General features: G+C 69.6%; 19 protein-coding genes. 15 read left to right on the forward strand and 4 right to left on the reverse strand.

Annotated elements, in window-relative coordinates; translation table 11 throughout:
* Positions 1–28 precede the first annotated feature (28 nt).
* Positions 29–1,600: a class I adenylate-forming enzyme family protein gene (locus tag ABTV10_RS09970; RefSeq protein WP_499034411.1), complete on the reverse strand. Its 1,572-nt coding sequence runs from the start codon at positions 1,598–1,600 to the stop codon at positions 29–31.
* Between the two features lie 97 nt (positions 1,601–1,697).
* On the opposite strand from ABTV10_RS09970, the gene ABTV10_RS09975 reads away from it, so the two are divergent.
* From ABTV10_RS09975 to ABTV10_RS10005, 7 genes are all read left to right on the forward strand, one after another.
* Positions 1,698–2,894, forward strand: coding sequence for a thiolase family protein (locus ABTV10_RS09975; RefSeq protein WP_499034412.1), 1,197 nt, complete (start codon positions 1,698–1,700; stop codon positions 2,892–2,894).
* A 42-nt stretch (positions 2,895–2,936) separates the two neighbouring features.
* Positions 2,937–3,854 (forward strand): winged helix-turn-helix transcriptional regulator, encoded by a 918-nt coding sequence (locus ABTV10_RS09980; RefSeq protein WP_499034413.1) that lies wholly within the window; start codon positions 2,937–2,939, stop codon positions 3,852–3,854.
* 210 nt (positions 3,855–4,064) lie between these two features.
* A complete protein-coding gene (locus ABTV10_RS09985) occupies positions 4,065–5,723 on the forward strand; it encodes an aldehyde dehydrogenase family protein (protein ID WP_499034415.1) in 1,659 nt (552 codons plus the stop codon).
* A gap of 5 nt (positions 5,724–5,728) precedes the next feature.
* Positions 5,729–6,925, forward strand: a complete 1,197-nt coding sequence (locus ABTV10_RS09990; protein WP_499034416.1) for a thiolase family protein — start codon at positions 5,729–5,731, stop codon at positions 6,923–6,925.
* A 37-nt stretch (positions 6,926–6,962) separates the two neighbouring features.
* Positions 6,963–8,702 carry a class I adenylate-forming enzyme family protein gene (locus tag ABTV10_RS09995; RefSeq protein ID WP_499034419.1) on the forward strand — a complete coding sequence of 580 codons (1,740 nt, stop codon included), beginning with the start codon at positions 6,963–6,965 and terminating at the stop codon, positions 8,700–8,702.
* An 87-nt stretch (positions 8,703–8,789) separates the two neighbouring features.
* Positions 8,790–9,167, forward strand: coding sequence for a PaaI family thioesterase (locus ABTV10_RS10000; RefSeq protein ID WP_499035158.1), 378 nt, complete (start codon positions 8,790–8,792; stop codon positions 9,165–9,167).
* Positions 9,168–9,215: 48 nt separating this feature from the next.
* On the forward strand, positions 9,216–10,691 hold the full coding sequence (locus tag ABTV10_RS10005; protein ID WP_499034420.1) for a carotenoid oxygenase family protein: 1,476 nt from the start codon (positions 9,216–9,218) through the stop codon (positions 10,689–10,691).
* Between the two features lie 85 nt (positions 10,692–10,776).
* Here ABTV10_RS10005 and ABTV10_RS10010 read toward each other — a convergent pair whose 3' ends face one another.
* The 3 genes from ABTV10_RS10010 to ABTV10_RS10020 all read right to left on the reverse strand — a co-directional run bounded on the left by ABTV10_RS10010 (position 10,777) and on the right by ABTV10_RS10020 (position 12,343).
* Positions 10,777–11,265 carry a nuclear transport factor 2 family protein gene (locus ABTV10_RS10010; RefSeq protein WP_499034422.1) on the reverse strand — a complete coding sequence of 163 codons (489 nt, stop codon included), beginning with the start codon at positions 11,263–11,265 and terminating at the stop codon, positions 10,777–10,779.
* 137 nt (positions 11,266–11,402) lie between these two features.
* The gene (locus tag ABTV10_RS10015) at positions 11,403–11,849 is read right to left on the reverse strand and encodes a ferritin-like domain-containing protein (protein ID WP_499034424.1); all 447 of its coding nucleotides are present in this window, start codon (positions 11,847–11,849) and stop codon (positions 11,403–11,405) included.
* Positions 11,846–12,343: a hypothetical protein gene (locus tag ABTV10_RS10020; RefSeq protein ID WP_499034426.1), complete on the reverse strand. Its 498-nt coding sequence runs from the start codon at positions 12,341–12,343 to the stop codon at positions 11,846–11,848. The genes ABTV10_RS10015 and ABTV10_RS10020 overlap by 4 nt, the downstream gene beginning before the upstream one ends.
* A gap of 231 nt (positions 12,344–12,574) precedes the next feature.
* Here ABTV10_RS10020 and rimP point away from each other — a divergent pair, with 231 nt between their 5' ends.
* The 8 genes from rimP to ABTV10_RS10060 all read left to right on the forward strand — a co-directional run bounded on the left by rimP (position 12,575) and on the right by ABTV10_RS10060 (position 20,937).
* Positions 12,575–13,144: a ribosome maturation factor RimP gene (gene rimP / locus ABTV10_RS10025; RefSeq protein ID WP_499034427.1), complete on the forward strand. Its 570-nt coding sequence runs from the start codon at positions 12,575–12,577 to the stop codon at positions 13,142–13,144.
* Positions 13,141–14,172: a transcription termination factor NusA gene (gene nusA, locus ABTV10_RS10030; protein WP_499034428.1), complete on the forward strand. Its 1,032-nt coding sequence runs from the start codon at positions 13,141–13,143 to the stop codon at positions 14,170–14,172. The genes rimP and nusA overlap by 4 nt, the downstream gene beginning before the upstream one ends.
* A 44-nt stretch (positions 14,173–14,216) precedes the next feature.
* On the forward strand, positions 14,217–14,561 hold the full coding sequence (locus ABTV10_RS10035) for a YlxR family protein (RefSeq protein WP_499034430.1): 345 nt from the start codon (positions 14,217–14,219) through the stop codon (positions 14,559–14,561).
* 205 nt (positions 14,562–14,766) lie between these two features.
* On the forward strand, positions 14,767–17,643 hold the full coding sequence (infB, locus tag ABTV10_RS10040; RefSeq protein ID WP_499034432.1) for a translation initiation factor IF-2: 2,877 nt from the start codon (positions 14,767–14,769) through the stop codon (positions 17,641–17,643).
* A 94-nt stretch (positions 17,644–17,737) separates the two neighbouring features.
* Positions 17,738–18,028 carry a DUF503 domain-containing protein gene (locus tag ABTV10_RS10045; protein WP_433612231.1) on the forward strand — a complete coding sequence of 97 codons (291 nt, stop codon included), beginning with the start codon at positions 17,738–17,740 and terminating at the stop codon, positions 18,026–18,028.
* Between the two features lie 63 nt (positions 18,029–18,091).
* A complete protein-coding gene (rbfA, locus tag ABTV10_RS10050; RefSeq protein WP_499034434.1) occupies positions 18,092–18,556 on the forward strand; it encodes a 30S ribosome-binding factor RbfA in 465 nt (154 codons plus the stop codon).
* Positions 18,557–18,566: 10 nt separating this feature from the next.
* The gene (locus ABTV10_RS10055) at positions 18,567–19,568 is read left to right on the forward strand and encodes a DHH family phosphoesterase (protein WP_433612235.1); all 1,002 of its coding nucleotides are present in this window, start codon (positions 18,567–18,569) and stop codon (positions 19,566–19,568) included.
* A gap of 1 nt (position 19,569) precedes the next feature.
* On the forward strand, positions 19,570–20,937 hold the full coding sequence (locus ABTV10_RS10060) for an MATE family efflux transporter (RefSeq protein WP_499034437.1): 1,368 nt from the start codon (positions 19,570–19,572) through the stop codon (positions 20,935–20,937).
* Positions 20,938–20,940 lie beyond the last annotated feature (3 nt).

The following is a 20,940-nucleotide window of genomic DNA, read 5'->3' on the forward strand; positions in this document are numbered from 1 at the left end:
GCTCAGGAGTAGTTGGTACACAAGGGGATCAGTGGGTGGATCGGGTCGGGGCTTGCTGCGTGAGGCGCTCGAGCATGCGTGTCGCGCTGGCACGGTCCACCTTCCCCAGGGGCGTCAGGGGAAGTGCCTCGACCTGGTGGACCGATTTGGGGCGCTTGTAGTCCGGCAGTCGGTGTCGACTCTCGACGATGACGCCGTCGTCGTCCAGCGCGGCGCCGACGTCGACCGTGTAGGCCGCGACGATGCGCTGTCCCCACAAGGGATCCGGTAGTCCCACGACGACGACGTCGTTCACGCCGGCGACCGCGGAGATGGCTTCCTCGACCTCGCGGGGGTACACGTTGTAGCCGCCGGTGATGATCATGTCTTTGCTGCGGCCGGTCAGGTGGATGTATCCGGCGGCTGCGCGCATGCCGAGGTCGCCGGAGTACAGGACGCCGTCTGCGTGGCTCTTGCCGAGATCTGTTCGCGCACCCGCATTGTGGTAGCCGGGGCTCACCGCCGGTCCGCTGACCACGAGCTCGCCGATCTCACCGTCGGCGACGGGGCGATCGCCGTCGCGAAACTCGATCTCGATTCCCGTGCAGGGGCGCCCGACCGAGCCGAGCAGGTCGGGATCGTCGGTCACACCGCGGTGGTGGTCGGCGGCATCGAGCACGGTCAGTGGGGGGATCGCCTCGACCATCCCGTAGTACTGAACGAGATTCGGGGTGATCCGGTGGTAGGCCTGACGGATGTGCTCGACGGGCATCGGCGCTCCGGCGTACGCCAGCATGCGCATGCGCCGCATCGGTGCGAGCTGGGCGTCGTCGAAGTCGAGCATCCGCGCGACGACGGTGGGCACGAGCGCGGTGTGCGTCGCGGCGTGCCGCTCGACGGCGTCGATCACGTCCGCGGGACGGGCGTGATCGAGCAGCACCTGGCGCCCGCCGGCCTCGAGGAAGGGGAGGACGAACAGCCCGCTCGTGTGGATGATCGGTCCGGCGTGGACGAAGACCGGGGGCTCGGGCCCGTCCAACGTGCCGGCCAGGACGTGCTCGCGCATCGCGCGAAGCGACGCGAGCCGGTTGGCGTGCGATCGCTGCGCTCCCTTCGGCACACCGGTCGTCCCGGAGGAGTAGTGGAGGGCGCAGAGGGACTCGGGGTCCGGGTCGGGCAGTGCGACGCTCTCCGGTGCCCGGGCGACGACGTCGTCGAGCGTGAGGTCGTCCTCTGCGCCGCCGGCCGTGATCACGATCTCGGCCGACGCCGTCAGGGCGAACTCCCGTGCACCGGCGACCGCGGGATCGTAGATCAGCGCCTCGGGTGCGCAGTCTTCCATGATGCGCGCCCAATCTCGTTCGCCCACCCGTGGATTGAGGGCGACTCGAACATGGCCCCCGATGGTCAGTGCGAGGTCGACCTCGACGGCGGCCGTCGAGTTGGGCAGCAGGACGAGGACGGTGCGCCCGGGCGTGACGCCGATCTGCACGAGGCCGGCCGCGAGGCGGTGGACACGGTCGGACAGTTCCGTGAACGTGAGCGAGGTCGTGCCGTCCTCCACGGCGACGTCGGGACCGAAGCGCTCGGCTGCGACGCGCACCACACTGGCAATAGACATGTGAGCTGTACTCCTCCATTTCGCTACACTTATTGAAGTAGACAACGTCCGGCCCGGTTTGTGCAACAGTTCGGCGCCGGCAGGAGAGGAGAGCGTCATGACCCGACTCGGTGGTACGGCAGGGGACGCGCGGACACCGTGGGTGATCGATGCGGTTCGCACGCCGTTCGGTTCCGCTCGGGGTGCGCTGTCGTCCGTCCGCGCGGACGATCTCGCGGCGCTGCCGATCGCGGACCTGGTCGCCCGACACCCCGAACTCGATCCCGCGCGCATCGACGACGTCGTCTGGGGGAACGCCAACGGTGCAGGTGAGGACAATCGCAACATCGCGCGGATGGCACTGCTGCTCGCGGGCCTGCCTCACACGATCCCGGGCGTCTCGGTCAACCGGCTGTGCGGCTCCGGTGCCGAAGCGGTGCTGTCCGCAACGCGGCGGGTCGCGGTTGGCGACGCTGACATCGTGATCGCCGGAGGCTCGGAGAGTATGAGCCGGGCGCCCTACGTCCTGCCTCCGGTCGACACGGCCTTCCCCCGCGCGCTCGACCTGGTGTCGACCACCGTCGGATGGCGCATGACCAACCCTCGATTTCCCGCACCGTGGGTCGAATCCCTGGGCCGGTCCGCCGAACTGGTGGCCGAACGCCAGGGCGTGGGTCGACCCGAGCAGGACGAGTGGGCGCTGCGATCGCACGAACTCGCGGCCCGGGCGTGGGCCGACGGTGTGCACGACGGGTTCGTGACCGCGCAGGCCGGCCTCGGGCGTGACGAACCGATCCGCGCGGCCGACCGTGCCGCGCTCGCCGCGCTGAAGCCGGCGTTCTCGCCGGAAGGCAGTGTCACGGCGGGGAACTCCTCGCCGGTCAGCGACGGTGCGGTCGCCGCGCTGGTGGCGAGCGGGGCGGCCGCCGACGAACTCGGTGTCGAACCGCTCGGGCGGGTCCTGTCGTCGGCGGTCGTGGGCATCGAGCCGGAACTGTTCGCGCTCGCCCCGGTCGCGGCGATCGGAAAGGCACTGGACCGAGCGGGGCGAAAGCCCGAGGACGTCCGCGTCCTCGAACTGAACGAGGCGTTCGCGGCGGTGGTCCTGTCGTGTCTGCGTGAGCTGCCCGGCATCTCGGCCGACCGCGTCAACCCGTTCGGCGGGGCGATCGCGATGGGACATCCGCTCGGTGCGTCGGCGGCCCGCGTGGTCATCGACTGCCTGAGGCACCTGCGCCGTCTCGGTGGTGGAATCGGCGTCGCCTCGGCCTGTATCGGGGTGGGGCAGGGCATCGCTATTGTGTTGGAGGCCTGACGCGATCGGTGCGACGGGCGCAGTTCGGGAAGGTAGGTGGCCGTGGTCGACGAAGCTGGGACCGCGGTGGCGCCGAGCCCGGTGGCGCAGACCATCGACCTTCTCGGTGACCGCCTGACCGTCGCCGTCCTGCGCGACGCGTTCGTCGACCACGTGCGGCGATTCAGCCAGTGGATCGATCGGACCGGGGCCCCGCCCGCGGTGCTGTCGTCGCGCCTCAACGCGCTGGTCGACGCGGGGCTGATGGAGCGACGCCCGCAGTCCGGAGGCCACGAGCGCCACGACTACATGCTCACCGACCTCGGCCTGTCGACGTGGGAATTCCTGGTCAGCGTGTGGTCGTGGCAACGCGAATGGTCCGCCGACGGCCTGCTTCAGCCGGAGATGGTGCACGTGGACTGCGGCCACCGGGGTCCGCCGGAGCTCGTCTGCGGGCACTGCGGGGAGGCCGTCAAGCCGCGGGACGCGCGGCTCGAGATGGATCGCGACTCGCTGGTTCTGGTCGCGCGGAGCAGCCGCCGGCGGTCTACCCGGAACTCGCCGGCCCTGAGCCGGGCCGATCTCCAGTTCACCGAGGTGATGGAGGCGATCGGGGACCGCTGGAGCGCGCTGGTCACCGGGCTCGCGTTGTCGGGTGTCCGGCGCTTCGGCGAGTTCCAGTCGATCCTGAAGATCTCGCCCACGACCCTGACCGAACGCCTGGCCCGGCTCTCCGACGTGCAGATACTCACCCGCGGCGAAGGCGGCCGCGACTACGTGCTGACGCCCCGGGGGCGGGCACTGTTCCCGATCTTCGCCTTTCTGCTCGCCTGGACGCTGACCGCGCACCCCGGTGTATCGGCCGAGCAGTTGGGGCCGAAGCTGCGCCACGACGGCTGTGGCAACCTGCTGCGGCCGGCGCTCCGCTGCCGTGGCTGCGACGTGGACCTCCAGCGCACGACCGTCGTCTTCGAATCCTGATTCGATCGGTCCGCCGCCTCGGCTCCGCGCAGCTGGTGCGTGATCGGGCGGATCCCTGACTCTCCGAGCAGTCGACCGTTGACAACCGTTGCGCGACTTGGTTCACTTCAATAACAGTAGTGACCGGCGCGCGTGAACCGGATGCCCAGACCTCCGAAGCAGACCCGCCGATGTCGCTCGGTCGCACCCCGTCGACAGGAACGAGCCTTCATGTTCTTCGAAACACATCTCGATCTGCTGCAGGCCGCAGTGGACGCCAACCGGACACGCTCCGCGTGGACCGGATACACCGCCGTCACCCCGCCCGACTCCGGGCAGGCCGAAGCCTTCGTCGGCGCCTACGACGGTGCAACGCTGCATCTTTCGGCACATACGGAGAGCGTCGTCACCGCCGACGAGGTGTCGCCCTACACAGGCAAGGCGCTGAACGTCACCTACAGCGCTCCGTCGGCCGACGAAGCGCTCGACGGCGCTGCGCGAGCGGCAGTGGCACTCCGTGACGCGGGCGTCGAGCGGCGGGTGGGTGTGTGTCTCGAGGCTCTGAACCGAATTCACCTGCGGGGCCAGGAGTTCGCCGCGATCACGTCCCACACCACCGGACAGAGCCTCAACATGGCCTGCAGCGGCAGCGGGACCAACGCGTTGGACCGCGGACTGGAGGCCGTCGCGATGGCGTGGGCGGCCATGAGCCGGGTGCCCGGCCAGGTGACGTGGCAGCAGACGTTCGGCAAGTCTGACGTGACGCTGCGCAAGCGGTTCCGTCCGCGCCCGCTCGGCACCGCACTCGTCATTGCGTGTGCATCGTTCCCGGCGTGGAACGCCTACCCGGCGATCCTCGCCAACCTGGCGACCGGCAATCCGGTCCTGGTCAAGCCGCATCCCCGGTCGGTGCTGGCGACGGCGGTGGCCGTGAGCGTCATCCGGGACGTCCTCACCAAGGCCGGCCTGCCCGCCGATGCGGTCCAGCTCGTCGTCGACACCGTCGACGAACCCATCGCCGCCCGGCTGGCCACCGACCCCGCGACGCGCATCGTCGACTTCACCGGCAGCCAGGCGTTCGGAACGTGGCTCGAGCGCAACGTCGAGAACGCCCTCGTGTTCACCGAGACCGCCGGCGTCAACACCGTCATCCTCGACTCGGTCCGGGACCTGTCCGCCACCACGCGCACCCTCGCCGGAGGCCTGTCGCTGTTCAGCGGGCAGATGTGCACGACGCCGCAGAACATCTACATCCCGGACGCCGGAGTCCGCACCGACGACGGCCTCGTCTCCCGCGACGACGTCGTTGCGGCCCTCCGCTCGGCGATCGACGACCTCGCGGGCGCGCCGCGCCGCGCCGCCGCCGTCTGCGGCGCGCTCCAGTCGGAGGCGACGCGGCAGGCCCTCGGGGAGCTGACGGACCGGGCCGAGGCGGACGGCACCCTCGTGCGTCGTCCCGCGGCGTACGTCCACCCCGAGTACACGCAGGCCCGCACGGTGACCCCGCTGCTCGTACGCGTCGATCCGCGGCGCGGCAACCAGCTGCCCGACGGTGAGCAGTTCGGACCCGTGGCGTTCATCATCGACTGCGCCGATCGGGACGCGGCCGTCGAGCACGCGACCGCGAGCGTCCGCCGACACGGCGCGATCAGTTCGTACCTCTACTGCACCGACGATGCGGCCGTCGACGCGATCGCCGACGCGTACGCGGATGCGGGCGCGTCGCTGTCGGCGAACCTGGTCTCGTCGATGCCGATGCAGTACGCGGCCGCCTACAGCGACTACCACGTCACCGGCCTGAATCCGGCGGGCAACGCGACGCTCACCGACGAGTCCTTCGTGGCTGGGCGATTCCGCATGGTCCAGGATCGCCGCCAGGTGGAGGAGTGAACGCCATGCCCCAGTTCTCCAACGGTGTCTACATCTACGACGCCGTCCGCACCCCCAAGGCCCGGGTCCGGCGGCACGGCGGCACCCTCGCGGACGTTCCGGCCTACGACCTTCTGGCCCAGCTGTTCTCGGCCGTCCGGGAGCGTGGCCTGCCGCCGGACGTGGTGGACGACATCCTGATCGGCACGAGCACCGCGGTCGGGGACCAGGGTGGCAACGTCGCACGCTCCGCCGCCCTCTGGACCGGATGGCCGGACGACGTGGGCGCCGGCGTGGTGTCGCGGCTGTGCTGTTCGGGACTCGACGCGATCGAGACGGCATCCGCCAAGATCGCCTCGGGTATCGCCGATGTCGTCGTGGCCGGTGGCGTCGAATCGATGTCGCGCGTGCCGATGATGTCCGACCGGCCCGCCTTCGCGGACGACGCCGCACTCGGCGAGCGAACCGGGTACGTCACGATCGGCGTCTCGGCGGATCTCACCGCCGCACAGTACGGATTCACCCGGGCCGAACTCGACGAGTGCGCCGTCACCTCGCACCGCCGGGCCGTCGCCGCACCCACATCCGACTCGATCGTGCCGGTGCGTTCCGAAGCCGGAACGATCCTCACCGCGGACGAGGGACCCCGCGACGACATCACCCTCGCCGGTCTTGCAGAACTGTCACCGCTGTTCGGTCAGGACCCGCTCTGGGAGCGGGTGGCACGGCGACTACCCGGCGCGCCCCGGCCAGCCGTCGGGCTGCACACCGCGGCGACCGCTCCGCAGCTCGCCGACGGTGCGGCGGTCGCCGTGCTCGGCACCCGAGCCGCGGCGGCACGCATCGGCTCCGAGCCCGTGGCGGAGGTCGTCGGCGTCGCGCAGGCGGCGGTGCGCTCACCGCTGCTGACCGCCTCGGCGGCGGCGTCGCGGCGTGCCCTCGACAAGGCCGGGATTTCCGCCGACCGACTCGATGTCGTCGAAGCGAACGAGTCCTTCGCCGCCTCGGTGCTCCTGACGATCCGGGAGTTGAAGCTCGATCCGGACAGGGTCAACCCGAACGGCGGATCGATGGCGACCGGCCATCCTCTCGGCGCCGGTGGCGGCGCACTGCTGGTCAATGCACTCGATCAGCTGCGCCGCATCGACGGCGAGTACGCGCTGATCACCATTCCGGCGGCACTGGGACTCGGTGCAGCCGTCGTCGTCCGGCGACTCGGATGAGCGCCCGCACCCTCGATCGTCCAAGGAAGTGGAATCGATGAACCTCACTGCGGACAACCTGTCCTCCAGCCGGTTACGCGCATGTCATCCGGACGACCGGATCGACGACTACCTCGCTCGCGGGTGGTGGCGCCCCGACACCGTGCTCGACCTTCTCGACGGGCACGTCCAGGCCCGCCCCGGTGCGTCCGCGGTCACTGATCCCGGGAATCTGCCGGAGCTTGCGGGCATCGCGCCGCAGTCCCTGACCTGGGCGGAGTTCGACGCAAAGGTCGACGACATCGCCGCGAAACTCCATGCGAGCCAAGTGCGCCCGGGAGACGTGGTGGCGGTTCTGCTCCCGAACTCGGTCGCGCTCACCGCCACCTACTTCGCGTTGTGGCGCCTCGGGGCGATCGCGGCGCCGATGCCGGCGTCCTACCGGCGGCACGAGCTGAGCCGCATCGTGGCGGCGTCGGATGCGGTCGGCGTCGTGACCGCGACGAGTCTGCACGACCGGACACCCCATCTCGAGGCCCTCTCCCTGGTCGGTGAGCTGCCCTCCCTGCGGCACGTCTTCACCTTCGGGTCGGCTGCCGGCGACGCCGGTGTGCCGCTGGACCGCGACGCCGCGACCGCGGACGAGGTCGACGCGGTGCGCCTTTCGTACCGGCAGCTCACGCGAACCGTCAACGACTGCATCACGATCTGCTGGACCAGCGGCACGGAGGCCGCGCCGAAGGGCGTGCCGCGGTGCCACGCCGACTGGCTCGCCATCGGCCAGGCCGTGCAGGACGGTCTGCGGACGGAACCGGATTCCGTCATCGTCGGGCCGTTCCCGATGGTCAACATGGCTGGGTTCGCGACGTCGCTGCTGCCGTGGCTGCTCGGCGGCGGGCACCTGGTCCAGCACCACCCGCTCGATCTCGCGGTGTACCTCGATCAGATCCAGCGGCACCGCGCCACCCACACGAGCATGCCGCCGGCGATTCTCAGCATGCTGCTTCAGAATTCGACCCTGCGCGCCACGTTCGACCTCTCGTCGCTGCGCACGGTCGGTTCGGGTGGCGCGCCGCTTCCTCCCGGCGTCGTCCGCGACTGGCAGAACGATCTCGGCATCGAGGTCCTCAACTTCTTCGGATCCAACGAGGGTGTCTGCCTGCTCGGTGCGCCGTCGGACACACCGGATCCGATGGTCCGCGCCGAGTACCTTCCGAACTACAGCGCGACCAGCAGGACGTGGGCCACATCGGTGGCGGAGAGGACGTCGGTCCGGCTCGTCGACGTGGCGACGGGGGAGGAGGTCACGGAGATCGGCGGTCGCGGCGAGCTGCGACTGAAGGGGCCGACCGTCTTCGCCGGTTACCTCGCCGGTACGGCGGCGAGCAGCCCGTTCGACGACGACGGATACCTCTGCAGCGGCGACGTGTTCGAGCTGTGCGGCGACTCCGGCGAATACCTGAAGTTCGTCGACCGCAGCAAAGAGATCATCATCCGGGGCGGGATGAACATCGCGCCGGCGGAGATCGAAGGCCTGCTCCTCGAGCACCCAGCGGTCTCGGACGTCGCGATCGTCGGCTACGACGATGTGGTTCTCGGCGAGAAGTGCTGCGCGGTGGTCGTTCCCGCGCCGGGGGAGGAGGTCGCACTCGACGACCTCGTCGCCTTCCTGCGCGCGAAGGACGTCGCATCGTTCAAACTGCCGGAGAGGCTCGTCGCGGTCGACGAACTGCCCCGCAACCCGGTCGGCAAGCTGCAACGCCGCGAGTTGCGTGTCGAGATCGCGCAGAACGGCTGAACCATGGGCGAGAAGACATCCCCGGTGGCCGCGCCCCGAGCGACCCCGACCGGCGTGGACCGGCCCCTCGCGGAAGAATTCACCGACATGCTCGAAGGCCGCTTGCCGGGCACCATCGGCATGCGGGTCCTCGAGGCCAGCGCGGAGAAGGTGGTCGGGGAACTGCCCGTTCTGGAAAAGGTGCTCGCCCCCAACGGATACCTCCATGCGGCCAGCGTCGTCGCATTGGCGGATACCGCCTGTGGGATCGGTACCCGGCTCGCGCTGCCTGTCGGCGCAACCGGTTTCACCACGGTGGAACTCAAGACGAACTACCTGGGCACCGCACGCTCGGGGGTCGTCACCGCGACCGCGGTCCGTGTGCACGGCGGTCGGCGCACACAAATCTGGGACGCAACTGTCTGCGACGACGAAGGCCGGACGATCGCCTTGTTCCGTTGCACCCAGTTGGTGTTCCACCCCTGAACTGCCCGTGAACCGGGCCACATGTCATTTCGACGAAAGGAACACGCGATGACGAATACGAAGTCATCGGCGAGCGAGGCTCCGATTGCCGTCGCCCGACCCGTGGACAGCGGCGAGGAGAATCCCTACCTCCTCGGTGTGTTCGCGCCCGTGCAGGACGAGTTGACGCTCGACGAACTGCCCGTGATCGGGGAGATTCCGAAGGACCTCAACGGTGTCTACCTGCGGAACGGTCCGAACCGCCAGTTCGCGGCCCCCGGCCGCTACCACATGTTCGACGGCGACGGCATGATCCACGCCGCCCACTTCGAGAACGGCAAGGTCCGCTACCGCAACCGCTACGTGCGTACCCGCGCCTTCGCGGAGGAGTCCGAGGCCGGTCGCGCGCTGTGGACCGGTCTGATGGAGAACCCCGCGAACAACCCGTGGGGAAACGGGCACGGCCTGGGGATCAAGGACGCCGCCAACACCGACGTCATCTTCCACCGCGGTCAGGTGCTCGCCACGTGGTACCTGTGCGGCACCCCGTACGGGATCGATCCCCGGTCGTTGGAGACGCTCGGCGCCCAGGACTTCCTCGGGACGTTCGCCGGCGACATGATGGCCCACCCGAAGGTCGACGAGTCGACGGGTGAGCTCATCTGGTTCGACTACGGCCCCGACCAGAACTTCCTGCGTTACGGCATCATCGGGCCGAACGGGCAGCAGACGCACCTGACCCAGGTCGACCTGCCGGCGCCGAGGCTGCCGCACGACATCGCAATCACGGAGAACTACTCGATCCTCATGGATCTGCCGCTGGTCCAGGATCAGGATGCCCGGAGGGCGGGCAAGTACCGCATCTTCTACGACCAGGAACTGCCCTCGCGTTTCGCCGTCATCCCACGGCACGGCACCGGCGCGCAGGTGCGGTGGTTCGAGGCGAAGCCGTGCTACATCTACCACGTCGTCAACTCCTGGGAACAGGGCGACGAGATCATCATGGACGTCTGCCGGGTGAAGAATCCGCAGCACCAGACGACCTTCGATCATCCGCTGGCGAGCATGCTCGCCTACATGCGTCTCGATGCGCAGCTCTACCGGTACCGGTTCGATCTCCGGACCGGGACGACGACCGAAACCCCGCTCGACGACGCGAACATCGAGTTCCCCAGCGTGGATTCGCGGATCATGGGGCAGTCGCATCGATACTCGTACAACATGAGCCTCGGCAACGAGCCGACGCTGCTCTTCGACGGCCTGGTGCGCTTCGATTCCCAGACCGGCACGAAGGAGGAGCACAAGTTCGGGGCCGGGCGATGGGGTGCCGAGGCGCCGTTCGCGCCGCGCGACGGATCGACCGGTGAGACCGACGGTTACCTGGTCTGCTTCGTGAACGACGAGGCGGAGGATCGCGGCGAGATCGACATCTTCGACGCGGAGGACGTCGCTGCCGGACCGATCGCGCGCGTGCTGCTGCCGCAGCGGGTCCCGTCCGGGTTCCACGCATGCTGGATCCGCGGCGATCAGCTGGCCCAGTCGTAGGCCGACTGACCGGCAGATGCGCGATCGGCCCGGGCGCGGCGGGGACCCTGTGATCCGCCGCGCCCGGGCCGCTCCGTGTGCAGGCTCAGCCTTCGGTGACGACGGTGCCCTCGGCGAGCGGCCGGGTCATCGACCACAGCGTGATCGACTGGCACTTCGACATCTTCCACTGACCGTTCTCGACGACGTACTCGTCGACGTACTCGATCGAACGGACGGTCTCGGTGTTGTCGATCAGGTTGATCTGACGGAAGGCGAGCGTCCACTTGCCCGACGCCAGGTCGTCGCCGTGCAGCGTGATGTCCGGGTGGAACGCGTGGTGCATGTCGAGGATGACGTGCTTGCCGTCGACCTTCTGCAGGGCGATGTTGCGGAACACCTCGGCGATCGGGTCGGCGTCGTCGAACTTGCCCAGCGGGCCGTAGTCGATCTGCGCGCCGCGATCGATGAAGCATGCGCGGAACGTGTCCGCGTCCTTGGCGTCGCACGCGCGCAGGTACCGGTGCTTGAGCGACTTGATGGCCTCGATCCGCTCGAGGTCGGCGAGACGCTGCTCGATGGTGCGTTCGGTCATGGGACGTCCTCTCGGTCTCCGAGTGCTCGGAATGTCGGGAATGTTGTCGAAGAACTTAGGTTCCACAACACATTCCGCGAGAGCCTTTCCCATTCAATGGATGATCGCGGGATGATCGCGGGATGATCTCGCGGTGATCAGGGCTGACCCGGGAACGCCACCGTCGGCGGCGCGATGCCCAGAATCGCGCGCCAATTCGCCCCTCGCACAGCGGCTTCCGTGAGAGCCGTGACCGCGACTTCGCGGGTGTGCTCGGACTGGCTTCGTTCGATCACCGACCGCCACGCCACCGCGGTGTCCGACTCCACCTGGGCGGCCAACTGGGCCGCGGACGTCGGATCGGTCACCGGGAAGGGGACCGAGTAGCCGGCCTCGGGTTGCGGGGCCTCGACGCTGGCGGCGACGAGTGCATCGATCGTCGCGTCCCGGCGGGCCCGGTGCGCGGCGGTGTTCGTGGCGACGAGATCGGATCGGTTCGGGTTGGAGAACGCCGCCACCAGGCCGTACGCGAAGATCGCGGCGTACTCGGCCTGGAGTGCGTCGATCAACGACTGCTGCTCGGGGCCGGGATTCTGATTGCTCATGCCAGCAACACCGCCTGCTGCGCGGCGCAGGCCGCACTGATCGAACCGAGCAGACCTGCCCGGTATCCGGATTGGGTGCGCGCCAGTCGCGCGGCGTCCTTCTGCGAGTCGGCGAGATCGGCGCGCAGTTGGTCGAGGGTGGGCGGAGCGGCCACCGGCGGGGTGCTCGATGTGGTGCTCGACGGTGTGACAGTGGCGACACGCGCGATCTCCGCGTCGAGCGCGTCGGCGTGCGCGGACCGCTCGGCCGCCACCACGCCGAGTGCCCCGGCCCGGTCCGGCAGCAGGGCGATCGCCGCCGTCGCGTTCGTCGCGTCGCGTCGCGCACGCTCGGCCTGCGCGGTCAGCGCGTCGATCTCCGCGGGAGAGTCGGCCTGTCCGGAATCCGCGCAGCCTGTCGTCAGGGCCAGTGCCGAGGCACCGAGTGCCGCGCTGCCCGCGACCCGCAGCGCGGCGCGGCGGGACAGTCGTTGGGTGAGGAAGGGCGTTCGCACCTGATCATGGTGCCAGGAGTGTGCCGGATTCCCGGCACCGAGCAGTTCTGGACGGACCGTCGTCGCTGCCGGACACGACCGCCTGGTCACCGGCGGCCGAAATCCGCGATACCCTGAAGACTCCACAGTCCACCTCGTGGTGCGTCGAATCCTGCGTCGATGACGTCGGCAGAGCAGGCCGCGGCGGCCACACGTCAGTCTTGGCCACAACTGAAGCGAGGAGCGTCCCAGATGCCGGTGCCGTCGAGGGAGAGGGTGATCGAGCTTCTCGCCGAACCCATCGAGCGCGAGGGCTACGACCTCGAGGATGTGACCATCACGCTCGCAGGTCGGCACAGCGCAGTCCGTGTCATGGTCGACAGCGACGCCGGGCTCGAGCTCGACGAGGTGGCCCGGCTCAGTCATGTGATCTCCGACGTCTTCGACGCGGTCTCCGATTTCGGCGAATCCCCGTACACCCTCGAGGTGACGTCACCGGGAATCGACCGACCGTTGACCGAGGATCGCCACTGGCGTCGCGCGCAGGGGCGCATGGCCCTCATCGAACTCGAAGCCGAGTCGGTCACCGGCCGCATCGGTCGGCTCGCCGACGGTGCGGTCGACGTGGTCGTGAAGGCCAAGGGTGGTCCGGCGGTGCGCCGGGTGGAACTGAAGGATGTCAGGAAAGCTGTTGTGCAGGTCGAGTTCTCGCGCCCCGACGCGAGAGAACTCGAGCTCGCGGGAGGAATCCCGGAGGGCCGTGTGGCGCCTGCGGACGCGGAAGCGTCGAACGAAGAAGAAGTAGAGGGGTCGGACAAGTGAATATCGACATCGCAGCGCTGCGCGCGATCGAGGCGGACAAGGGTATCTCCGCGGGAACGATCATCGCGGCCATCGAGACCGCTCTGCTGACGGCCTACCGCCACACCGAGGGTCATCAGCCCCACGCCCGGATCGACGTCGACACCAAGACCGGTGTCGTCCGGGTCATGGCGCACGAGGTCGACGCCGACGGCAACCGCGTCGGCGAGGAATGGGACGACACCCCCGAGGGATTCGGCCGGATCGCGGCGACCACCGCCCGTCAGGTCATCCTCCAGCGCCTGCGCGACGCCGAGCACGAGCGCAGCTTCGGCGAGTTCTCCACCCACGAGGGTGAGATCGTCGGCGGCGTCATCCAGCGCGACACCCGCGCCAACGCGCGCGGCATGGTGGTCGTGCGCATCGGCAGCGAGGCGAACGGTGCGGAGGGGCTCATCCCGCCGGCCGAGCAGGTGCCGGGGGAGACCTACGAGCACGGCGACCGGATCAAGTGCTACGTCGTGGGTGTCTCCCGCGGCCAGCGCGGACCGCAGATCACGCTCTCGCGCACCCACCCGAACCTGGTGCGCAAGCTGTTCGCCCTCGAGGTTCCCGAGATCGCCGACGGCTCGGTCGAGATCGTCGCCGTGGCCCGCGAGGCCGGTCACCGCTCCAAGATCGCGGTCCACTCCCGGGTGCCGGGACTGAACGCGAAGGGCGCGTGCATCGGTCCGATGGGTCAGCGCGTGCGCAACGTCATGAGCGAGCTGGCCGGCGAGAAGATCGACATCATCGACTACGACGAGGATCCCGCGAAGTTCGTGGGGAACGCACTGTCGCCGTCGAAAGTGGTGTCGGTCACTGTCGTCGACCCGGAGGCCCGTGCTGCGCGCGTCGTCGTCCCGGACTTCCAGCTGTCGCTGGCGATCGGCAAGGAAGGGCAAAACGCGCGTCTGGCTGCACGGTTGACCGGATGGCGAATCGACATCCGCAGCGACGCCGCGCCGGGCCCGGAGTCACAGGTCGGTCGCGAAACGACAGGTGCTTAGAAACGGAATGCGGAGTTCACGGCGATACAGCGGTAGAGTGGTCGATGGTTCAGCGTGAACTGTCTGTGTCGACGCGTGCCCGAGCCGGTGAGCCGGTGCGGACGTGCGTCGGATGCAGACAGAAAGGGCTGGCTGCCGACCTGCTCAGGGTCGTGGCACGCGAGGCCGAGTCCGGCGGATTCGTCCTCGTGCCCGATCCGAAGCGCAGACTCCCCGGGCGGGGTGCGTGGCTGCACCCGGATCCGAAGTGTCTGGGCGAGGCGGGCCGGCGCCGAGCATTCGGCAGAGCACTGCGGGTGTCCGGAAGTCTGGATTCCTCGGAACTCGATCGGCTCACAGCAGCGGTCGAGATGTCCGAGACATCAAGGGCGGGTCACTCGGCCCTGTGACAACAGGACAGTGATCACGCGTGACGCAGTACCACTCGGGACCTCTCGAGTTGCACCACCACTCGGGAATGACGAGCAGTACCTCAGAGAACAGGCACAAGCACTCATGAGCACACCGTGAAGCACCAGCGATGAACGTCCATCGGAGATAACCGAGGTCGTGCGGGCATCAGTCGCTCGCTCGACCTCTCAGTAGAGGAGAGCAGTGGCAGGCAAAGCCCGCGTGCACGAGTTGGCGAAAGAACTCGGTGTCACAAGCAAGGAACTACTCGCACGGCTCAAGGAGCAGGGCGAGTTCGTGAAGTCGGCGTCCTCGACGGTCGAGGCCCCCGTCGCCCGTCGTCTGCGGGAGTCGTTCCCGTCGGCGAAGACGAAGTCCGAAGGCGGCAAGCCGGAAGGCGCGGAGGGCGCTCCGCGTCCGGCCGCGAAGCCCGGCGTGCCCGGCGCTTCCGCACCCAAGCCCGGCGCCCCGCGTCCCGGCCCCAAGCCCGCTCCGGCTGCTCCGGCAGCCCCGGCGGCAGCAACCCCGGCTCCGGCGGCTCCGGCTGCGCCCAGCGCACCGGCCGCTCAGGTCCCCGGTCCCCGTCCGGGTCCGGCACCTACGCCGGGACCGAAGCCTGCCCCGCAGGCACCCGCAGCGCCGGCCGCCAAGGCCCCGGCTGCCCCGACCACGCCCGGCCCCAAGCCCGGTGGCCCGCGCCCCGGCCCCAAGCCGCCGCGTGTCGGTAACAACCCGTACTCCTCGGCCCCGGCCGAGCGTCCCGCGCCGCGTCCGGCGCCCGGTGCCCCGCGTCCGGGTGCTCCGCGTCCGGGTCCGCAGGGCGGTGCCCCGCGTCCCGGCGGCGTGCCCGGTGCCCCGCGTCCGGCCGCCGGTCCCGGCGGTCCGCGTCCGGCTCCGGGCCAGGGCGGACCCCGTCCGAGCCCCGGCTCGATGCCTCCGCGTCCGAGCCCGGGTGCGATGCCGCAGCGTGCGGCGCGTCCCGCACCGGGTGCGGGTCGTCCGGGTCGCCCCGGTGCACCCGGCGGTCGTCCCGGTGGTGGCGGCGGCTACCGCGGTGGCGGCGCTCCCGGTGCCGGCGCGGGTGCCGGCGGTGGAGCCGGCGCGCCCGGTGGATTCCGCGGACGCCCGGGTGGCGGCGGTGGCGGTGGACGTGGTCGCGGCGGTGCCGCGGGTGCGTTCGGTCGTCCCGGTGGCGCTCCCCGTCGTGGTCGCAAGTCGAAGCGGCAGAAGCGTCAGGAATACGATTCGATGCAGGCGCCCGCCGTCGGCGGCGTGCGGTTGCCGCGCGGCAACGGTGAGACGATTCGTCTCGCTCGCGGCGCGTCCCTCTCGGACTTCGCGGAGAAGATCGACGCGAACCCGTCGGCCCTGGTCCAGGCGCTGTTCAACCTCGGCGAGATGGTCACGGCCACGCAGTCGGTGAACGACGAGACCCTCGAGCTGCTCGGCGGCGAGATGAACTACGTCGTCCAGGTCGTCAGCCCCGAGGACGAGGACCGTGAGCTGCTCGAGTCGTTCGACCTCACCTACGGCGAAGACGCCGGCGACGAGGAGGACCTCGAGTCGCGTCCGCCGGTGGTCACCGTCATGGGTCACGTCGACCACGGCAAGACCCGCCTGCTCGACACGATCCGCAAGGCCAACGTCCGCGAGGGCGAAGCCGGCGGCATCACGCAGCACATCGGTGCCTACCAGGTGCTGACCGAGCTGGACGGCAACGAGCGTCTGGTCACCTTCATCGACACCCCGGGTCACGAGGCGTTCACCGCCATGCGTGCCCGCGGTGCCAAGGCGACCGACATCGCGATCCTCGTGGTCGCGGCCGACGACGGCGTCATGCCGCAGACGGTCGAGGCGATCAACCACGCCCAGGCGGCCGACGTGCCGATCGTGGTCGCGGTGAACAAGATCGACAAGGAAGGCGCCGATCCGGCGAAGATCCGCGGCCAGCTCACCGAGTACGGGCTGGTGGCCGAGGAGTACGGCGGCGAGACGATGTTCGTCGACATCTCCGCCAAGCAGGGCACCAACATCGAGCAGCTGCTCGAGGCGGTCCTCCTGACCGCGGACGCGGCACTGGACCTGCGGGCCAACCCCGACATGGAGGCCCAGGGTGTCGCGATCGAGGCTCACCTCGACCGCGGACGTGGACCGGTGGCGACCGTGCTCATCCAGCGCGGCACGCTGCGGGTCGGCGATTCGATCGTCGCGGGCGACGCCTACGGTCGCGTCCGTCGCATGATCGACGAGCACGGCGACGACGTCGAGGAGGCGCTGCCTTCGCGGCCCGTCCAGGTCGTCGGCTTCACGTCGGTCCCCGGCGCAGGCGACAACCTGCTCGTGGTCGACGAGGACCGGATCGCCCGGCAGATCGCCGATCGGCGCAACGCACGCAAGCGCAACGCGCTCGCTGCACGCAGCCGTAAGCGCATCAGCCTGGAAGATCTGGATGCCGCGCTCAAGGAGCACAACGAGCTCAACCTCATCCTCAAGGGCGACAACTCCGGCACCGTCGAGGCGCTGGAAGAGGCCCTCATGGGGATCGAGATCGACGACGAGGTGCAGCTGCGGGTGATCGACCGTGGTGTCGGTGGCATCACCGAGACCAACGTCAACCTGGCGTCCGCGTCCAACGCGATCATCATCGGCTTCAACGTCCGTGCCGAAGGCAAGGCGACGGAGCTGGCGAACCGCGAGGGCGTCGACATCCGGTACTACTCGGTCATCTACCAGGCGCTGGACGAGGTGGAGAAGGCCCTCAAGGGCATGCTCAAGCCGGTCTACGAGGAGGTCACGCTGGGCCAGGCGGAGATCCGTGCGATGTTCCGCTCCTCGAAGGTCGGAAACATCGCCGGCTGTCTGGTCACGTCGGGCATCGTCCGTCGCAACGCGAAGGCCCGCCTGATCCGCGACAACGCGGTGATCGCGGAGACCATGACCATCTCGTCGCTCAAGCGCGAGAAGGACGACGCGACCGAGGTCCGCGAGGGCTACGAGTGCGGTCTGACCGTCACGTACAACGACATCAAGGTCGGCGACGTGATCGAGGCGTACGAGCTTCGCGAGAAGCCGCGCGACTAGTCGCACCCAGCGTCCCTCCCCGGCGGCTCCGGCCGCCGGGGAGGGACGCTCCGGCTGTGCCGGAAATCGACACGCTCCACCGGAGGGAGGACTGGTGTATCTCGGCGCGCTCGAGATGGACATCCTGTTCGGCGACGTGCGGTCACTGAAGGAGAAGCGGTCGTTGGTGCGGCCCGTCCTGACCGAGTTGCGCCGCTACGGTGTGTCCGCTGCGGAGACGGGCGAGCACGACCGCTACCGGCGGACCTTGCTCGGAGTCGCGGTGGCGAGTTCGGGGGTCGACCATGTCCACGAGGTGCTCGATCAGTGTGAGCGGCACGTCGCTGGGCGACCGGAACTGCAGTTGCTTGCAGTTCGACGAAGAATTTTCGGCCCCAATGACTAGCACCGACTAGTAGGGCTGACGGCGGAGACAGCTGGAGAAATCCGGGAGAGGAGACTGGTTGCCATGGCAGATCCTGCACGCGCACGCAGGCTCGCGAAGCGCATCAGCACGATCGTCGCGACGGCGATCGACCACGAGATCAAGGACCCGCGTCTGGCTTTCGTGACCATCACCGACGCCAAGGTCACGGCGGACCTGCACGACGCCACCGTGTACTACACGGTGATGGGAGCGGACCTGGAATCCGCACCCGACCTGGCGGGTGCCGCTGCGGGTCTCGAGAAGGCCAAGGGCGTGTTGCGTTCGAAGGTGGGCGCGGGAACCGGGGTGCGTTTCACCCCGACGCTGACGTTCGTCGCCGACACGGTGCCCGACACCGCGCGGCACATGGAGGAGCTCCTCGCGCGGGCGCGGGCCGCGGACGACGCGGTGGCCCGGGCCCGGGAGAACGCGACGCCGGCAGGCGACGCGGACCCCTACAAGGAGCCGCGTCCGGCGGGCGACGATTCCTCGTCCGAGGACGACTGACCGGGCGCCCATGACTCACTGTCCGGACACCGCGCCGCCGACCGTCGTGCCGCACGACCTGCAGTTGCAGGATGCGGTCGAGGTGTTGGACGCAGCGACATCGGTGACGATCCTGTGCCACATCCAACCCGACGCCGATACGGTCGGCAGCGGTCTTGCGCTCGGAATCGCGTTCGAACGCAAGGGGATTCCGGTGCAGGTCGCATTCGCGTCCCCGCGTGAGCTGCCGGTGTCGATGAACGGGCTGCCGGGTGCGAATCTGCTCACCCGCGTGGACGAGGTCGCCGACGAGGTAGATCTGCTCGTCACCGTGGACTGTGGCAGCGCCGGCCGGCTCGGCTCGCTCTCGTCCCGGCTGGGCGGCGCGCGGCGGACACTGGTGATCGACCATCATCGGTCGAACACCCGGTACGGCATGCTCAATCTGATCGACGACTCGGCCGAATCGACGACGGCCGTGCTGGCCAAGCTGTTCGACGTGTGGGGCGTGCCCATCGACGCGGATCTGGCGCACTGCCTGTACGCGGGGTTGGTCACCGACACCGGTTCGTTCCGCTGGGGCCAGGCGGGCACCCACACGCTCGCCGAGCGACTCCTGGGTACCGGAATCGATGGGGCCGCGATCACACGGCGTCTGCTCGACACCCATCCGTTCGGCTGGCTGCCGATGCTGGGGTCGGTCCTCAGTTCCGCCGTCCTCGTCCCGGACGCGGTCGGCGGTCGCGGTCTGGTCCACGCGGTGATCCGGTGCTCGGACTCCGCCGGGCTCGGTTCCGAAGAGATCGAGAGCGTGATCGACATCGTCCGCACCACCGCCGAGGCGGAGGTGGCGGCGGTGTTCAAGGAGTCGACGCCGGATTCGTGGTCGGTGTCGTTGCGGTCGAAGGACTCGGTGGACGTCTCCGCGGTCGCCGAGCACCTCGGCGGCGGCGGTCACCGCTTCGCGGCGGGCTACACGGCGTGCGGCCCGAGTGACGCCGTCGTCGCCGCGCTGCGCGAGGCCCTCGGCTGACTTGACGGAGATCGCCGACCACCAGTCCCGGGCAGCCGGGTCCGACGCGGGGCCGCGCCGGATCCTCGGGCTGGCACTGCCGGCGCTCGGGGTTCTCGCCGCCGAACCCCTCTACCTGCTGCTCGACATCGCCGTCGTCGGCCACCTCGGTGCGCTCGCCCTTGCCGGGCTCGCGGTCGGCGGGCTGATCCTCGCGCAGGTGAGCACGCAGCTCACGTTCCTGTCGTACGGCACCACCGCGCGGGCGTCGCGCCTGCACGGCGCCGGGCGCGAACGCGACGCCGTCGGGGAGGGCGTGCAGGCGACGTGGTTGGCGCTGGGCATCGGCGCCGCACTGGTCGCGGTCGTGCAGGTGCTCGCGGGCCCGATCACCCGGCTGATCGCCGGATCCGGCGACATCGCCACCGAGGCCGAGCGATGGCTCCGCATCGCGGTGTTCGGGTCACCGCTGATCCTGGTGGCAATGGCCGGCAACGGGTGGATGCGGGGCGTGCAGAACACGCTCCGCCCGCTGCAGTTCGTCCTCGCGGGCCAGGCGCTGTCGGCGGTGCTGTGCGTGCTGCTGGTGCACGGCGTGGCCGGTGCGCCGCGCTGGGAACTCGAGGGTTCGGCCGTCGCCAACGTCGCCGGTCAGGCGTTGTCGTCGGTGCTGTTCGCCGTCGCGCTCGTCCGGGCCGGTGTCCCGCTGCGGCCGCGTCCGGCGGTGATGCGCGCGCAACTGGTGCTCGGTCGCGACCTGATCCTGCGGAGCCTGGCGTTCCAGGCGTGCTTCCTGTCGGCCGCCGCGGTCGCGTCCCGCTTCGGCGCGGCCGCCGTCGCTGCGCACCAGGTGGTGCTGCAGCTGTGGAACTTCGTCGCGCTGACCCTCGATTCGCTCGCCATCGCCGCACAGACCCTCGTCGGCGCCGCCCTCGGTCGCGGCGAGGTCCGGGGTGCGAACCGGCTCGCGTGGCGTCTGACGCGGTGGTCGGCGGTGTTCGCGACGGTGCTGGCGCTCGCGTTCGCGGCGGGGCACGTGGTGGTGCCGACGCTCTTCACCGACGACGCGGCCGTCCTCGACCAGGCGTCGGTGGCGTGGTGGTTGTTCGTCGGCATCATGCCGGTCGCCGGGGTGGTGTTCGCGCTCGACGGGGTGCTGCTCGGGGCCGGTGACGCGGCGTTCCTGCGCACCGCGACGCTGGCGTGCGCGCTGATCGGTTTCCTGCCGCTGATCTGGTCGTCACTGGTGTGGGACTGGGGGCTCGCCGGAATCTGGGCGGGGCTTACCGTGTTCATGGTGCTGCGGATGCTCGCTGTGCTGTGGCGCGCGGCGTCGGGCCGGTGGGCGATCGCCGGCGCCGATCTCCAGACGCGGGAGACGAAAGGGTAGGGG

Origin of the sequence: Paraburkholderia sp. RHO2, assembly GCF_050955445.1 — a bacterium.
Lineage (GTDB): Bacteria > Actinomycetota > Actinomycetes > Mycobacteriales > Mycobacteriaceae > Prescottella > Prescottella agglutinans_A.

Excerpts from the sequence above, each read along its gene's own strand:
- ABTV10_RS09970 (WP_499034411.1), bottom strand. The coding sequence starts at position 1,600 with ATGTCTATTGCCAGTGTGGTGCGCGTCGCAGCCGAGCGCTTCGGTCCC.
- ABTV10_RS09975 (WP_499034412.1), top strand. The coding sequence starts at position 1,698 with ATGACCCGACTCGGTGGTACGGCAGGGGACGCGCGGACACCGTGGGTG.
- ABTV10_RS09985 (WP_499034415.1), top strand. The coding sequence starts at position 4,065 with ATGTTCTTCGAAACACATCTCGATCTGCTGCAGGCCGCAGTGGACGCC.
- ABTV10_RS09990 (WP_499034416.1), top strand. The coding sequence starts at position 5,729 with ATGCCCCAGTTCTCCAACGGTGTCTACATCTACGACGCCGTCCGCACC.
- ABTV10_RS09995 (WP_499034419.1), top strand. The coding sequence starts at position 6,963 with ATGAACCTCACTGCGGACAACCTGTCCTCCAGCCGGTTACGCGCATGT.
- ABTV10_RS10000 (WP_499035158.1), top strand. The coding sequence starts at position 8,790 with ATGCTCGAAGGCCGCTTGCCGGGCACCATCGGCATGCGGGTCCTCGAG.
- ABTV10_RS10005 (WP_499034420.1), top strand. The coding sequence starts at position 9,216 with ATGACGAATACGAAGTCATCGGCGAGCGAGGCTCCGATTGCCGTCGCC.
- ABTV10_RS10010 (WP_499034422.1), bottom strand. The coding sequence starts at position 11,265 with ATGACCGAACGCACCATCGAGCAGCGTCTCGCCGACCTCGAGCGGATC.
- ABTV10_RS10015 (WP_499034424.1), bottom strand. The coding sequence starts at position 11,849 with ATGAGCAATCAGAATCCCGGCCCCGAGCAGCAGTCGTTGATCGACGCA.
- rimP (WP_499034427.1), top strand. The coding sequence starts at position 12,575 with ATGCCGGTGCCGTCGAGGGAGAGGGTGATCGAGCTTCTCGCCGAACCC.
- ABTV10_RS10035 (WP_499034430.1), top strand. The coding sequence starts at position 14,217 with ATGGTTCAGCGTGAACTGTCTGTGTCGACGCGTGCCCGAGCCGGTGAG.
- rbfA (WP_499034434.1), top strand. The coding sequence starts at position 18,092 with ATGGCAGATCCTGCACGCGCACGCAGGCTCGCGAAGCGCATCAGCACG.
- ABTV10_RS10055 (WP_433612235.1), top strand. The coding sequence starts at position 18,567 with ATGACTCACTGTCCGGACACCGCGCCGCCGACCGTCGTGCCGCACGAC.